The 14870-nt window shown below is 47.7% G+C and carries 11 protein-coding genes and 2 riboswitches; all 11 genes read right to left on the reverse strand.

The window, feature by feature from the left end; all coding sequences use genetic code 11:
* Positions 1 to 269: 269 nt before the first annotated feature.
* The gene (locus KNP94_RS11145; RefSeq protein ID WP_215115654.1) at positions 270 to 1181 is read right to left on the reverse strand and encodes a proline dehydrogenase family protein; all 912 of its coding nucleotides are present in this window, start codon (positions 1179 to 1181) and stop codon (positions 270 to 272) included.
* Positions 1182 to 1273: 92 nt separating this feature from the next.
* The gene (locus KNP94_RS11150; protein ID WP_029332579.1) at positions 1274 to 2578 is read right to left on the reverse strand and encodes an NCS2 family permease; all 1305 of its coding nucleotides are present in this window, start codon (positions 2576 to 2578) and stop codon (positions 1274 to 1276) included.
* Positions 2579 to 2713: 135 nt separating this feature from the next.
* Positions 2714 to 2815: riboswitch (purine riboswitch) on the reverse strand.
* Between the two features lie 79 nt (positions 2816 to 2894).
* Positions 2895 to 3377 (reverse strand): hypothetical protein, encoded by a 483-nt coding sequence (locus tag KNP94_RS15935; protein ID WP_251132635.1) that lies wholly within the window; start codon positions 3375 to 3377, stop codon positions 2895 to 2897.
* Positions 3378 to 4149: 772 nt separating this feature from the next.
* Entirely contained in the window at positions 4150 to 4686 is a 537-nt protein-coding gene (locus KNP94_RS11160) for a hypothetical protein (RefSeq protein WP_214767147.1), read from the reverse strand.
* Between the two features lie 301 nt (positions 4687 to 4987).
* Entirely contained in the window at positions 4988 to 6508 is a 1521-nt protein-coding gene (guaA, locus tag KNP94_RS11165; protein ID WP_088838417.1) for a glutamine-hydrolyzing GMP synthase, read from the reverse strand.
* Positions 6509 to 6637: 129 nt separating this feature from the next.
* Positions 6638 to 6739: riboswitch (purine riboswitch) on the reverse strand.
* A gap of 37 nt (positions 6740 to 6776) precedes the next feature.
* Positions 6777 to 8849 carry a transglutaminase TgpA family protein gene (locus KNP94_RS11170; RefSeq protein ID WP_214805480.1) on the reverse strand — a complete coding sequence of 691 codons (2073 nt, stop codon included), beginning with the start codon at positions 8847 to 8849 and terminating at the stop codon, positions 6777 to 6779.
* Entirely contained in the window at positions 8846 to 9928 is a 1083-nt protein-coding gene (locus KNP94_RS11175; protein WP_088836260.1) for a DUF58 domain-containing protein, read from the reverse strand. The genes KNP94_RS11170 and KNP94_RS11175 overlap by 4 nt, the downstream gene beginning before the upstream one ends.
* Positions 9925 to 10881 carry an AAA family ATPase gene (locus KNP94_RS11180; RefSeq protein ID WP_029332575.1) on the reverse strand — a complete coding sequence of 319 codons (957 nt, stop codon included), beginning with the start codon at positions 10879 to 10881 and terminating at the stop codon, positions 9925 to 9927. Before KNP94_RS11180 ends, KNP94_RS11175 begins: the two co-directional genes overlap by 4 nt.
* Positions 10882 to 11251: 370 nt before the next feature.
* Complete coding sequence (locus tag KNP94_RS11185) at positions 11252 to 12277, reverse strand: ABC transporter permease (RefSeq protein ID WP_204251417.1); 1026 nt, start codon at positions 12275 to 12277, stop codon at positions 11252 to 11254.
* Complete coding sequence (locus KNP94_RS11190; protein WP_215115655.1) at positions 12277 to 13794, reverse strand: sugar ABC transporter ATP-binding protein; 1518 nt, start codon at positions 13792 to 13794, stop codon at positions 12277 to 12279. Before KNP94_RS11190 ends, KNP94_RS11185 begins: the two co-directional genes overlap by 1 nt.
* Positions 13791 to 14870 (reverse strand): sugar ABC transporter substrate-binding protein, encoded by a 1080-nt coding sequence (locus KNP94_RS11195; RefSeq protein ID WP_215115656.1) that lies wholly within the window; start codon positions 14868 to 14870, stop codon positions 13791 to 13793. Before KNP94_RS11195 ends, KNP94_RS11190 begins: the two co-directional genes overlap by 4 nt.

Raw genomic sequence — 14870 nt, forward strand, 5'->3', positions numbered from 1 at the left:
GCTTCATTCATTGTTTGTATCCGAAGATACGTTTTTTGCCTCATCGTTCAGTTTTCAAAGTTCGTCGTGTCGTGTTAGCGACTTTAATAGATTAACAGGTTGTTTTGATTATGTCAACCGTGTTTTTGAAAAGATTTTTCAGCCCCAACAAACCGTTTATAAAAGGCGTCTCGCTGGAACATTTATTAATATAACAACAAAATTCGACAAACACAAGCATTATTTTAAAAAAACTTTACAAAAGCTTGTTTTGCGTTTTACATACAGCATCAGAGTCTTAACATACTCAATAAAGTAAACCCGATATTTGCAGGTCGTTCAGCCAGACGTCTCATCAAGTACGTATACCAGTCTACTCCGTGCGGTACATACACGACAACACGATATCCTGAATTGACCAACTCTTTCTGACGTTGCGGTCGCATCCCTTGAAGCATTTGAAATTCAAAACACTCATCTGAAATGCCCGATTGTCGAATAAAGTCGAGTAGTTCCTCAATCATATCGTCATCATGTGTCGCGATTTGCGTATAACGTCCTTTCATCAAATTCTGTTTTACTAATAGAAGATAGTTGGCATCTACCATCGCCTTATCCTCGATGTAATGTTCCTTCGACCCCGTATATGCCCCTTTTACGATCCGGGTCATCGGTTGGAGTTGATCTAAGTCAAAACGACTACGGTGCAGATTTGCTTGAAGCGCCACGCCAAGGTTCGGGTAAGAGAACTGAAGCACACGGAAAATTTTCAAAATCGACTCAGTCATTTCGTACTCTTCCATGTTGATCGTCACCCGGCGATTCAGCTGAAGTGCGACTTCAAGGATACGCTCCATCTGCATGAGGGCGAGTTCCGGATCTAACCGCACGCCGACGGATGTTAACTTTAATGAAATTTGTCCATCCACTTGTTCTTTCTCTAATCGGTACAAAACATCAATGCATTCATCCGCAATCGCCTTTGCATCCTGCACATTGTGAATAAACTCTCCTAAACAATCAATCGTGACTGCCCGACCCTGCGCATTCAACGTCCGGACTGTTCGGAACGTCTCATCAATTGTTTGCCCTCCTACGAATAATGTTCCCCCTAAAGGTAAGCCGACTGCTCGGGCCACACGAATAAGACGTTTATCAACAGCGAGTCGTTCGAATATCGGACCTGTTAGTTTTTCCAACACGTTCATCACCTCCTGTTTGTTGATTCCCTACTCTCCATAAAAAAAACGCCTTTCTTCTATATAGAAGAAAGACGTCAGCTTAATAAGAAAAATTAGTGTAACCAGATGAAGTATGCTAGGAACCCGAGTGACATGGCGTACATGATCGGGTGCACTTCTTTCGCGCGACCTTTCGCGATCATCGTGATTGGATAGAATAAGAACCCGAATGCGATTCCCGTTGCGATCGAATACGTAAGTGGCATCATGATGACTGTCAAGAAGGCTGGAACTGCATACTCGAACTTTTTCCAATCAATCTGGAGAAGTGAGGATGCCATTAACACACCAACGATGATGAGTGCCGGTGCTGTGACCGGCGCCGTGATGACGGCGAGAAGTGGTGAGAAGAATAAGGCAAGTCCGAAGAATAAGCCGGTTACGATTGCCGTCATTCCTGAGCGACCGCCTGCTGCGACACCTGCACTTGATTCAATGTATGAAACCGTCGTTGATGTTCCAAGGATTGAACCCGCGACTGTTGCTGTTGAGTCAGCGATCAAGGCGCGTCCTGCACGCGGAACTTTATTTTCCTTAATTAATCCTGCCTGGTTCGCGACGGCAACGAGTGTTCCCGCTGTATCGAAGAAATCAACGAAGAAGAACGTTAAGATGACGACTGCCATCTGGACAGTAAAGATTTCATTGAAGTGAAGGAACGCTTGTCCGAATGTCGGTGCGATACTCGGTGGAGCTGAAACGATTTCCCCAAGGCTTGACGGAACAGGAATCAATCCAAAAATCATTCCCGCGATTGCCGTCAAAATCATTCCGAAGAAGATGGCGCCTTTAATTCCGCGTGTCATTAAGATCGCTGAAACGACTAAACCGAACACAGCAAGCAATGTTGTCCCTTGACCCAAGTTACCGAGTGAGACGAGCGTCGCTTCGTTTGCGACGACGATTCCACCTGTTTTCAAACCGATGAAGGCGATGAATAAACCGATTCCGGCAGCAACTGCCATTTTAAGTGGTTCTGGAATCGCATTGATGATTGTTTCACGAATTCCTGATGCCGTGAGTACCATGAAGACAAGACCCGATACTAAAACACCGGATAATGCCGTTTCCCACGGGATCCCCATGCCGATGACGACACTGTAGGCGAAGAACGCGTTCAGTCCCATACCGGGTGCGAGAGCAATCGGATAATTCGCGAGTAAGCCCATCGTGACTGAACCGATAACGGCGACAAGCGCCGTTGCACCGAAGACAGCACCAGGATTCATCCCGGCGTCTGCTAACGTATTCGGGTTAACGAATAAGATGTACGCCATCGCGAAGAATGTTGTCATACCGGCGATGAACTCTGTCCGCATGTTCGTACCGAGTCCGTCGAAGTCGAAGAATCGCGCGATCGCGTTCTCCTTTTGTTTAGGTTGTTGCGGTTTCATCTGTGTGCTCATGGTTGCCTTCTTTCCAAATAAGCCGTCTCAAGAAACGAAAAAAACGGCAGTTACCTAAGCGGTAAAAGCCGTTTCTTTAAGCGCACACCAGAAATCAGTGCACGCCGTAGTAGGAACCTTTAAGGTGTTCCTGTAGAGACTTCCGGGCCATATCCCCAGAATTATACGGCATTATTTTTTGTTTTTTAGTAGATGATTTAAAATAAGAACAGACACATCGTAGCACGCTCAAAATAGACGGTCAACCATAAAAGCGAAATTTAGTGGATTAAATAAGCCGAACGTTCGGTTTTGGAAGCGTTTTTTTAGACTGACTGACTTTTTCTTTGTTTTTCTTCTCACGGTTATTTTGCTTTAATATGTAAGGCAATAACTGAAAACGGATGGGCAATCTTCCAAAGACCATCACGAGGACTGCCGCTAACATCGGAAGAAAAAGCACTCGTCCGATTGTGAGCTCATCAAAGTAAGACGCAGCGACCAGTCCTTTGACGATAAAGCCGTGGAGAATATAAATCGTCAATGTCTTCGTTCCAAGATGGGAAATTACGAATGGTTTTCTCGGCAACAACGTAAAGAATGCCATGATCATCAGACACTGAATCATATACAGAACAAGCCGCAAGATTAATCCAGTTTCATCTAACCCCATCTTGAAATATGAATTCGCTCCACTCAGCAAATCAAACTGAAAAAGGTTTGGCCATGTCCACATCATTAGAGCACTAGTCAGCATGACCACTAAAGCCATCCCGCGGTTCGGGAACACCTGATAGATGATTCATCCACGACGCTTGAAGTAATAGCCGAGCACATAAAACGGAAAAAAGACGACAATGCGCGATAAGCTCCATGCTCAGCCGATTTGATCGATGTAGCCGGCTGGCCAGCATACTGACCAACAAAATGTGCCCGATTCCCATCTTGACGGATCGCCTCAGCCAAAGAACCGCCGGCAGCAGGGGACTCCAGACAAACATCGCAAACAGATATCAATAGATATAAGCCGGTTGTACCGCCAAGAATTGATATTGGTCAATTCCGTTCCCTTTCATCACCGCTACAAATACCAGTTGTATCAGGATGAATAACACAAGATAATCCAAAAAACAGTTTCAGCCCGGTTTTAAGAGTTAATTCCCCCTTTGTAAAATAACCCGATATGAAAATGAAAGCTGGCATGCATATGGAAGAAATAAAATTAAATACACTTTCCAACTCTGGGCTTTTTAAAATAAAGGGCTCGATTATATGACCGAGAACTACTTAAAAATCAATACTAATTTGGCATGATCGTAAACCCAATCGCGTCCGTTCATTGCCTTCCTCCAACTCTTTTTTTCGTCTGTTGATTGATATCTCTCTTTTTAAGTTACTAAAGTCTATATTTAAACACACGTTTTTTTGAAGAAAAGAAACAGAAATGTTGTAGACGCATCACGCGAAAAAGAAAGTAACTGACAGTCGCTCTTCCGATTGGAAACAAATTCTTAATTCATATGGAGCTTGTTCCTTATTGAAAGTTAACGTTGACGGAGTACTTCTTTAAAGTATTCTGTCAATAAGCCTTCTCCTTTAAATCGATCTTCTAAAACAGGTTGTATCTGCTTTAATTCATTCTTAAGTGTTCCATAGGTATTCGGGAAATATCCTAAGTAAGAATACTTATATACAGGTTCCTCAGGATACAATTCATAAGCACGTTTTAACATAGAAATCCCTTTTTCTTCCCACTGTTCATAGTCGCCAAAATAATAGGGAAACATAGAAATCATATAACCAAAACACCAGAGAAAATCCTCATTCGTCATAAAATGCGCTAAGCCGAAATGTGTAACTTCCTCCAGTAACGACTCTAATTCATCCATATCTACATCTGCATCTGTAATTCCTAGCGGTCCTTGTTCGACTACGACATACCAACAAAAAAAGCCCAGTCGAATCACAGTTTTTAAGTCTATGGGATTTTGTTGCCATGCTTTTAAAAGATATTCTTTTGCTTCATTCCACTTCTCTTGATGCTCTAATCGATCAACTTCAGCCCATGTCCAATCAATCATAATGGTTCGCCACCTACTCCATTTAGTTATTCACTTCATATTATATCAAGTGCCCGATGCACATCTCGATATATCTTGGTCTCCTCCCTTGAATTTGTTGGTTTAGTTTAAAGTCATCCAACAGTTCCATGATTTTGGTCACGAAAAAAAGCCCCCTTTCATTCACAAATAATGCGAACAAAAGAGAGCTTCATTTTGAAATAGAGTTGTTGAAGGTGAAACGGTCTTCATTTCACCTATCCCCTTTAACACGTTGGTACGACAGGCTTCATGAGACGATTACCCTCATCAAGTCTAGTACTTATTCCCACTCAATCGTTGACGGTGGTTTCGACGTCACATCGTACAGGACGCGGTTAACGTTCTGGACTTCGTTGACGATCCGGACAGAAATCTTCTCGAGCACGTCCCACGGGATGCGTGCCCAGTCCGACGTCATGCCGTCGATTGACGTAACGGCACGGATGCCGACTGCATAGTCGTATGTCCGCTCGTCACCCATGACACCGACTGAACGAAGTGGTGGCAAGACCGTGAAATACTGCCAGATTTCACGTTCGAGACCGGCTTTTTTGATTTCGTCGCGGAGGATGAAATCTGATTCACGGACGATTTCAAGTTTCTCGTCTGTGATTTCACCGAGGACACGAATTCCGAGACCTGGTCCTGGGAACGGTTGCCGCCAGACGATTTCGTCAGACAAACCAAGTTCTTTACCGAGTGCACGGACTTCATCCTTGAACAACGTGTTGATCGGTTCAATCAACTTGAACTGCATGTCTTCCGGTAATCCACCAACATTATGGTGCGATTTGATCGTTTGTGCCGTATCCGTTCCGCTTTCGATGATATCCGTATAAAGCGTTCCTTGGGCCAGGAAGTCCATATCCGTCAATTTCGACGCTTCTTCGTCGAAGACGTACACGAACTCGTTACCGATGATTTTACGTTTTTGCTCCGGATCCGAAATCCCTTTTAATTTGTTCAGGAAACGGTCCTGCGCGTCGATTTTGATGACGTTCATATGGAAGTGATCGGCAAATGTCTTCATGACACTTTCCGCTTCCCCTTTACGTAACAAACCGTGGTCAACGAACATACATGTCAATTGGTCACCGATTGCCGCATGAATCAGTGCTGCGACGACAGACGAGTCGACACCGCCTGAAAGGGCACAAAGAACTTTTTTGTCGCCGACTTCTTCTTTAATCTTCGCGATTTCGATTTCGATGAAGTTTTCCATCGACCAGTCGCCTGTACACTGACAGACTTCGAACAGGAAGTTTTTCAACAATTCTTTGCCGAACATCGTGTGGTTGACTTCCGGATGATACTGAACACCATACATTTTTAACTCTTCGTTTTTGATTGAAGCGATCGGGCAGGAAACGTTTGTCCCATCGACGACGAAACCGTTCGGAACCGTTGTGACGAGATCACTATGGCTCATCCAGACCGTCTGCTCGAGTGGTAAGTTTGCATACATCGCTGACGGATCGTTCAGCGTCAATGTCGCTTTTCCGTACTCCCGGTGTCCGGCACGCTCGACTGTCCCACCGAAGTGTTGCGACATCAATTGCATGCCGTAGCAAATACCAAAGATCGGAATTCCGAGTTCGAAGATTTCCGGATCACAGCGGTACGCGTCTTCTGCGTAGACACTGCGTGGTCCACCGGAGAAGATGATACCCGCTGGTGCGATGTCTTTGATTTCTGCTGCCGTAATCTTGTGCGAATGCAGTTCACTGTAAACTCCGAGATCACGGATGCGTCGTGTGATCAATTGGTTGTACTGACCTCCAAAATCGAGGACGAGGATCATTTCTTGGTCCAAATGTGCTTCCAAATCTATTCCCGCCTTTCAAGTTTCATGCGTACCCCTATGAAAAAAGCCCACTCTTCCCCCATGAATAAATGGAAAAAGAGCAGGCCGCTTCACAAAAAAATGTATACGAAGGGTCTGCTCCTTCATAGTCAGGTCGTTTAAGGTGACCCGGTAGAGACTCTCGCGCCATATCCGCGAGTATATACAAAGGAGATGCATGTATGATTTACGTTGTTCTCATTGTAACTGTATCAATTCAAAAATATCAACCCTCTACGCGACGAATCATATTTTCGAAATATTCACGTTTCTTTTCGAGCGACAACGTCTCACCACCATAAATCATCCGTTCATAGGCATCCGTCAACGGGCGCATCGCGTACGTTTCGTAATACCCATCGACTTCATGTGCAAGTTCCGCGAGCGTCCGTCCATCCTTATAATGGAACCCTTGTTTATCGAGACGTCGGAGCAAGAAGCGATACATCCGTTTGAATCCTTCCGGTCGTTTGATTTGGCTACGGAAGAAGAGAATTGCGGCCGTTCGTCTGATTGGTTTTCTAAACAGATAGAGGAACACAAGACCGAGCAACGCACCAATGATCGGCCAGACGGGAATCGAACGTTTTTCCGCCTGATTCGCTGTCGTCGCTTGGGCGTCATCGAGAAGATTTTCCTGCGGACGGTTCGGTGTTGCCGTTTCCGTATCTGTCTCTGTATCCCGTTGCGGATTTGATTGTTCCGTTTCGTTATCGGTCTCTTGATTGATCGTATATTGCCCTGTACCGTCAAAACTTACAGTCGGCTCGAGCGGTACCCAACCCGGTCCTTCGATGTAGACTTCGACCCAGGAATGGGCATTTTTGTTTCGGACCGTATAACTCGTGACAGCAGAACCGATGACATCGGATTCGCCACCTGTAAATCCTTTTACCCAGCGTGCCGGTAATCCAGCCGCCCGTAGTAACACAGTTGCTGAAGTCGAAAAGTTATCACAATAACCGAGCTTCGTCTCGAACAAGAATTGATCGACATAGTCTTGATCTTCTGCCGGGACAGCAACATCTTCCGTATTGTACTCAAAGTTTTCTTGCTCGAAGTAATTTTCAATCGCTTTCGCGCGCTCCCACGGTGTTTCTTCATCAGCAACGATCTCAGCCGCTAAATCACGAACCCGGTCCGGTAATGTTCCCGGCAGTTGCAGGTAACGATCTTGTTCCATTTCTGAAAGTTTTACCGGTTCATCCGTTTGGAGTAGTTTTTCAGTAAACAGTGGATACGCGTACTGAATCTGATAATTTTGCTGGCGCGTTGCATCGTCAAGATACGAAATTTTTTGATTTTCCGGGTTGATTAAAAGATTTTGCCGTTGATCATCTGCCGTCAAGCGCACATTATCTCCATTGTAAGGGACAAACGGCAACTCGCGAGCCAACTTGAACGTCGCACTCTCTTCACGTGTCTCGACGTCATCGCCAAAGTGCGAGAAGAAACCACGCCCGTTAATCTCCGGACTTGACTCCGATAAAATCCAACCTTTACCGGTGTAGACGTCCTTCGTCTCGACCCGCCAGTAACGATTCCCTTCACTCTCGACTTGAAAAACTTCCCGGTCGTCCATTTGGAATGGACCACCGAGCTGTTCATCGTTCGAGCCGTATCCGACTTTTTGAATCGCATTCGTCGATGTACCTTCTCCTTCAAAACGTGACGTCCAGTCATACCAACTGTTTTGCCACGTCGCTGTGATGACCGGACTTTGCAGTGCCGCAACGATCGTTACACCGATAATCAACAAGGCACTAATCGGCCGAACGTAAGAGGCAGTCGGTCGTTCATTGATTTCTGTCGCATACAACAAAAGTAATGCCAGGAGGATTGGATACAAGATGAACTGGTCACCCGAGTAATCCGTCCATGTGTCACAATAGGCGATGAAACCGATCACACCGACGGTCAACCCAACAACAAATCCTCGATTCGGGAAGGTTCGGCGACCAAGGTAGCCGATTAAAAAGCTAATTAGACCGATCGATAAGGCGAAGGCCGGTCGTCCCGGCAACTCCCCATTGATGACACGTGATACATCATCCGTAATTTCACCTAATAGTCGCCACGGTGCCTCTCCCGGTGTCAAGATGAAGTAAAAAGACACCATCAAAGCAAGTAGACTGCCACTTAAAAACCACCGTCTTCGGACGTGCGATAGCAGGAGTGGTGTCAAAAGAAGCGGCAAGAAAGGAACGATGCTGTCAAACGTCGTCAGTTCCAGTAGCGGGGGCATGAAGCTCGCAAGTAGTAACGCCGCGAGTAAGTTCCAAATCAGTCGTCGACTCATCGGCTCCCCCTCCTTTCCGGCGTATAGACATGCACGGTCGCTTCCTGTCTGATTTTAGACATCCACATCTCGTTATTCGATTCAAGATCCGGCGTGATGAAGAGGACGTTTCCACTCAGACGTAATGCTTTTGAGGAATACTCCCACGACTCAATGAACGAACGGGTCCGACTCGGTTGAGCCGTCATCAAATAATGTGTCAGCTTCGCCCCTTCAAGCGGTAGAGAGAGGGACTGGACAGCATGGCCGACGAGATGGATCCGGTAATTCAAGCGCCGTTTGTTGAGTTGATCGGTCGCATCGGCAAGCATCGAAATGCTCCGTTCGAACTGCGCATCACTCACCGTTCCTTCATCAAAAACAATTGTCGTTTCCCGCTCTTGTTCCCGTTCAAATGTCTTCGTCATCAAACCTTGACGTTTCGCCGTTGCCTTCCAATCAATCTGGTTCATCCGGTCGCCACTGACATATTCCCGGACTCCAACGACGGTAAAGGATGACTGCCGCAAATCGAGCGAGACGGGCGAAATTCCGCCGTCCCCCCGATCGTCTTCATGTGGCAACTGCGTCGCGAGCCGTGCCGGTTCTATCGCGAGATATGTTTCGACCGGGTAGAGTTTTTTTCGCATGAATACACCGAACGGATCCGTAATTTCAATCACACAACCAGGAATCTGATACAGTCCACGACGAATCGATGGAATGACATATTCAATCTGTTCCGTCTTCCGGTAATGGGCACGTAACGAGCGCCGAATGTCTAAACGCTCCGCACTCAATGCTTCCGGTACTTCCTCTGTTACTTCGACGGTCCCGACAAGAAAAGGGTATTTTCGTCTAACTTGTAAAACGACAGGAATGTCCGTCCCGGCAATCAACATCTTATTCGAAACTTCTCGCGTCGCGACGGCTTTCGTCACGGGCCAGATTAAAAAAATCGTCCAGTAGACAGTCAAACCTGCCATGACGTAGAACAGTAACGAGGCTACATTTCCACCATCCACACGGGCGTAAATCCACAATGCCGTGACCATCAGGAGCAGGACGGCATAACGCCAGCCGATTTGCCACCGTTTCATAAAGACTCCACGTCGTGTTGAATCGGCACCGCAACTTCTTTTTTCACCTGTTCCAATACCCGTTCAGCCGACTGTCCGTGGTAGCGAGCATCTGCCGTCAAAATCAACCGGTGTGATAAGACGGGTGTCAACAGGTGTTTCACGTCATCGGGTAATACGAATTTCCGCCCTTCCATATAAGCCCAGGCTTGCGCGACTTTCATTAAAGCAATCGATGAACGCGGACTGGCTCCAAGGTAAAGCGAAGCATGCTCACGCGTGGCCTGGACGAGCTGAACGATATATTTTTTAACCGGTTGTGAAACGTGGACTTCCTTGACTTCTTCCTTCATCCGTAACAATTCGTCGCGCCCGATGACCGATTCGAGCGTGTCGATTGGTTCATCGCGTTCGAATCGATTCAGCAACTTCATCTCTTGCTGAAAATCCGGATAGCCCATCTTGACTTTGACTAAAAAGCGATCGAGTTGTGCTTCCGGCAATGGATATGTCCCTTCATGCTCAATCGGATTTTGCGTCGCCATGACAAAGAAGGGATTCGGAAGCGTATGGATTTCTCCGTCCACCGTTACATTTGCTTCCGCCATCCCTTCCAGTAACGCCGATTGTGTTTTCGGAGAAGTTCGGTTGATTTCATCCGCGAGAACGATATTGCCCATCAATGGACCCGGACGATACTCAAATTGACTCGTTTTTTGGTTATACATCGAAACACCCGTTAAATCCGAGGGGAGTAAATCGGGTGTGAATTGAACACGCTTAAAAGTCAGGCCGATTGAGCGACTGAATGCGCGCACGAGCATCGTTTTCCCGACCCCCGGTACATCCTCAAGTAAGACATGTCCTCCGGCAAGTAGCGCTGCTAACGATTGTGTAATAACATCTTCCTTACCGACGATTACTTTTTCTACGTTGTCGATGATTGCTTGAATCTCTCTTGTGTATGTTCGCATTGTCAGGCCCCTTGCTCTTTAGTAGTTGAATTTTCTGACTCTTTCTATCTTCTCATAACCGTAGTCCCTTTGGAAAGGCATATGAGTCTCTCAATACGCACAAAAAAGGGGGCGCCGCAGAGCGACTCCCCCTTTGTGTTTCAGGAACGATTACATGCCGTAAACCGTTCTTGATTCGTGCAGAGTGCACGTAAAACACGGGTACAATCCGTGTCTATAAACTTATTCCGTTCGTCAAGTCCGGTGATCCTCTTCTACTCGAAGCGACATGCGATCGTTCCCTCTACATTGATAATCATTCATGTGCATCACCATCCTTTCATATATTGAATATTACCGAATCTATTCGAAGTTAAACCTTGTTTTTTAATTATTTTTTTCGAAACCGGTAATACGTCGTTGCTAAAGCAAGTGCAAGGACAAGCCCCTTAATAATATTCAATGAGTAATACGGAACAGATAACATAACGAGCCCATTCTCAAGAATCCCGACTAAGCAGGCTCCGACTAATGTCCCGAGTGCGTTCGGTTTCCCTTGTCCGGCAAACGATGAACCGATGAAGGCAGCCGCGACTGCCGGCATCAAATAGCCGGATCCGGCATTAATCTGTGACGATCCAACCTGCGACGCAAGCAGGATTCCTCCGACTGCCGCGAGTAGTCCGGCAATCACATAGGCCAGTGCCCGGTAACGGTGCACCGGGATTCCCGTCAAGTGTGCCGCCTCCGGGTTTCCGCCGATGATGTATAAGAAGCGGCCGTGTCGTGTATGGTTCAAAAACAGATGCGTCACTGCTACGACGGCGAGCATGATTAGGATGATCCACGGTGCCTGACTGATTTTTAGGAAGGACTCCGGAATCATCCCGACTGTCGGTGTTCCGTCGAGACGGGGCATCCCGGCACTGATTGATCCGCCGCCGGTATACGTCATCGCCACCCCTTCAAAGATGAACATCGTCGCAAGCGTCGCAAACAAGTCGGGAATCTTGAATTTGACGATCAATAACACGTTGACCAGCGCGACGCTTAAGGCAATCAAAATCGCCAAGCCGATCGACAGACCAAGCGGAAGGCTGTACCAGACAAAAAATGAGACGACGAGCGAGCTGGCAAAGGTCGCGGTCGAACCGACCGATAAATCAAAACCGTTGACGGTCAGCGAAACGGTCAACCCGATTGCGATGATCGTCACAATCGAGATACTGCGCAAAATATTAATCAGGTTCGCGCCCTGTAAAAAGCTTGGTGCCGTCACGGCAAAAAAGACGATGAGTGCAAGGATTGCGAGGACGATCCCCCAGTCATTCAAAAAGCGTAACAACCGTTTACCGGATGCGTGTCGTTCCGTGTTTGGTTTTGATTCCGTCGTTGGTTCGTGAAGTACCTCGTTCATCAAGTCATCCCCCCTGTCGCATACAGCAGTAATTGGTCTTCCGTCGTCTCCGACGTATTCGTCTCGAACACGATTTTCCCGTCATACATGACATAAATCCGGTCTGTCACCGCCAGCAATTCATCGAATTCACTGGACGCATACAGAATCGCTTTTTGCTGTCCGGCCAGTTGATCGATCACGTCGAAGATTTCCCGTTTCGCCCCGACGTCGACACCTTTTGTCGGTTCGTCGAGCAGCAGGACCGCAGCATCGGCGAGGAGCCATTTGCCGATCGCGACCTTCTGCTGGTTCCCGCCGGATAAGCCTTCCACGCGTTGCGTTTCATCCGTTGATTTGATCGCCAATCGTTTGATGATAGCGTTGGCGGCAGTCCGTTCCTTTCCGGTTTGGACCCAACCGAACCGATTGACGAATTGTCTGAGACTTGCCGCGGTCATGTTTTGATAAATCGGATCCGTGACAAGGATGCCTTCTTTCCGGCGTTCTTCCGGGACCAGACCAATCCCGTGTCTGACTGCCTCGTGCGGCGACCGGATAGTCGCCGGTTCGCCGGCTATCCGAATCTGTCCCGCCACAGTCGGAGTCACTCCGAAAATCGTCTTACAGAGCTCGGTTTTTCCCGCTCCAACAAGTCCGGCAATTCCAATCACTTCACCTGCATGAACCGTCAATGACAGCTGATTGAGTTCACCCGGGACCATCACTTGATTGAGCTCGAGCAACGCTTGCCCGACGGTTCGGGTTTGCCGGTCCGTCTGTTGCAAACGTCTTCCGAGCATCTGTTCAACGATTGTCTCTTTCGTTTGCCCGGCTAATGCTTGGCGGGCGACAAGTTTTCCGTCACGCATGACGGAAATCGACTCACAGATTTCAAATAATTCCTGAAGGCGGTGTGAGATGAAAATCACGCCCAATTGTTCGCGTGTCGCGAGTTCCCTGATGATGCGAAACAAACGTTCCGTCTCCCGTTGACTGAGCGGCGCCGTCGGTTCATCCAGGATTAAAAAACGGCTGTCTTGAACGAGTGCCCGGGCAATCAAGACCAACTGTTTGTGGGCAAGGCGCAGTTCACTGACCCGTTGCCGGACATCAATCGAAGACTGGAGTTTCCCGAGCGCCTCCCGTGCAATCTGTTCCAACCGGCGTTGCCGGATGACCCCTTTGAGCTGTCCGTTCGTCAACAAATCGAGGCAAATGTTTTCCGCGACCGTCAAGTATGAAATCAATGCCGTATCGACTTCTTGGTAGACGATTTCAATTCCCGCCCGTTTCGCGGCACGCGGCGAATCGATCGTCAACGGCACACCTTCAAACGAAATCGTCCCGTCATACGCCGCATGCGCTCCCGCCAATACTTTCATCAGCGTCGACTTACCGGCGCCGTTCGCTCCGACGAGCGCATGAATTTCCCCGCGGCGGACGGAAAAGTCAACAGCATCAAGCGCTTTGACACCGGGGAATTCAATTGAAATCCCACGCATCTCGAGCCGGTTCGTCGCGTCCAGATGCGTCATTTCGCAGCATTCGCTTTCCGCAGTTTTTCCATCCACGGTTCATTGAATTTCTCAGATGTGCTCCAGCCCTTGATGATTGTATCGAGATTGTACATCGTCGTATCGGCTTTGAGCGCCTTTTGCTCGACTAATTTAGCGTCCAGATCAAAGCTGCCCGGTGTTTTTTCGCCGGCCAGTTTTTTCGCCAGCAGGCGCATGTCCGTCTGTCCGATCAAATGCGGATCAACGGCACTCGTCGACACCCAGTTGCTGCCATTCTCACGCATCAGGTTGATGTCCTGATTCGAGACATCGATTGAAATCAACGGGATTTCCTGACGTTTGTTGTCTTTTAAGGATTTATAGGCGCCTTTTGCGACTTCATCCCACGCTCCCCAGACGGCATCGATGCTTCCTTTCGGATATTTCGCGAGAATCGCGTTCATCTTCGTCGCGATATCGCCCTGGACATCCTGGAAATTCGTCGGTCCGACCGTTTCAAGCGTCTTGATTTTGCCGTCCGCTTCATACGTCTTATAGATTTCCTGACGGCGGTCAAGCGGTGCAAACCCCGGACCGAACCACAATTTGATGACCCGGACCGGCTTGTCGTCTTTCACTTTCGTCACTTCATCGAGTGAAAGTTCTGCCAGTTTGTGATCATCCTGGAACGTCTCCGTGATGCCTGTTAACGTCTGGTCCTTTTTCTTCGTCACCGTATCAAACGTCACGACCTGAATCCCTTTGTCGATCGCCGGTTTAATCATGTCGTAGGAATAATCTTCTTTTCCGTGCGAGATGATCAGTCCGTCATAATCCTGCTGAACGGCTTGCGCCACCAGTTCCTTGAACTTGACGTCATTGCCTTCGGAAATGAACGTGTTGACCTTAAACCCAAGCGACTCCCCTTCCGAACGGGCACCGTCTAAAAATTGTTTCGTATGATCATCGGACGCCAGATTGCGGATGACGGCAATCTTGATGTCGCCTTGGACACTTTCCGGCACACCGCTGATTTTTTTCGTCGGTGTCGCTTCACTATTGGCGCAAGCAGCCAGCAAGACCGCCGGTGCGAGTAAGAATGCTAATTTTTTCAT

This window comes from Exiguobacterium sp. s80 (assembly GCF_018618725.1).
Classification (GTDB): domain Bacteria; phylum Bacillota; class Bacilli; order Exiguobacteriales; family Exiguobacteriaceae; genus Exiguobacterium_A; species Exiguobacterium_A oxidotolerans.